Here is a 1,133-nt window from a genome sequence, read left to right as displayed (position 1 = left end):
TTGGATGCACTATACCCTTTGCCAATCAAGAACAACTTATAAGATTTGCCAAATTCCTCAGTCAAATCTTCAAATGCAATGTCATTCATTCCTCGTAACCCGATGAACTCTCGCAAGTTGAGCTGCGATGTCTTCGATTGGCGATAAGAAGATGTTGAGTTAATACGGATGGAGCGCAGCCTAAGGCGTTCACGCTCCTCCTCGCCAGTGGCAAGCAATGTCATCGGGATAGTATTTGCATCAACAATAACATTCTTCAGAATCTCGGCGGTAACGATGCCCTTTTCCTTTGTTGCCTGCTCGTAGGCTTCGTCAATTCTTTGTCTGAACACTTGCAGTTGTCCGTTCACTCTTGCATTCCTGGCTTCACCTTTTTTCGTGTCCCATTCTTCAGGAGCACAGTAAAGACCTGTTGCTATGGCTGACACTTTGCCGTCAATCGTGATACGGCAAAATATAGATGTGGTTCCGTCTGCCTTTACTCTGCCACGGTTGATATAATAAAACTGCTTGTATGTACTTCTCATTGTTATGTTCCTTTCTTATTTTGTGATAATATTACAGGACAAACTTGAAGTCCTTGTTGACTTCGATGAACTTGTCCATATCCTCAAATAGCTTTTTCGGGGTGACACGTGCATAGATTTGCGTGGTCTGAATGTTGCTGTGACCAAGCATTCTGCTGATAGTCTCTATCGGAACACCTTCTTCGAGCGTAACGAGCGATGCGAAACTGTGCCGTCCAACATGATAGACCAAATCCACACGAATGCACAATTTAAGCAAAAGCAACGGAAAGTGAAGATGAGAGGAATGAACTGCAAGTGGTTGAGAATGAGCAATATTTCATAATTCTGCCAATTGGCTGCAAAGCAAAGCCGAGCAGGATATTGAGTTATTTCAGTTACCAAACCGTTAGCGGTCAGTTACCGAAACCAACACTGCTAACGAGGTGAAAAACAAATAGTTTGTCACCAGTGTTTGTTGCACTGTTATGCACAACTTTCAATGACGGAGAATGCTTACTGATTGATTATTTTTGCAAACTAAAAAAGTAAGCAGATGAAAGTTGAAAAATTCAAGGTGCTGCTCTACCTTAAAAAGAGCGGATTGGACAAGAACGGTAAGGCTCC

General features: G+C 42.5%; 2 pseudogenes. Both read right to left on the bottom strand.

Going from position 1 to position 1,133, the window contains the following annotated elements:
- Nucleotides 1-527 (bottom strand): annotated as a pseudogene (locus EXN75_RS17455) (phage integrase SAM-like domain-containing protein); the annotation flags it as partial.
- Between the two features lie 31 nt (nt 528-558).
- Nucleotides 559-765 (bottom strand): annotated as a pseudogene (locus EXN75_RS17450) (tyrosine-type recombinase/integrase); the annotation flags it as partial.
- Nucleotides 766-1,133 lie beyond the last annotated feature (368 nt).

Origin of the sequence: Segatella hominis (genome assembly GCF_004535825.1) — a bacterium.
Taxonomy (GTDB): Bacteria; Bacteroidota; Bacteroidia; order Bacteroidales; family Bacteroidaceae; genus Prevotella; species Prevotella hominis.
Note: the sequence above shows the minus strand (reverse complement) of the source record. Positions and strands in the feature narration are given on the sequence as shown.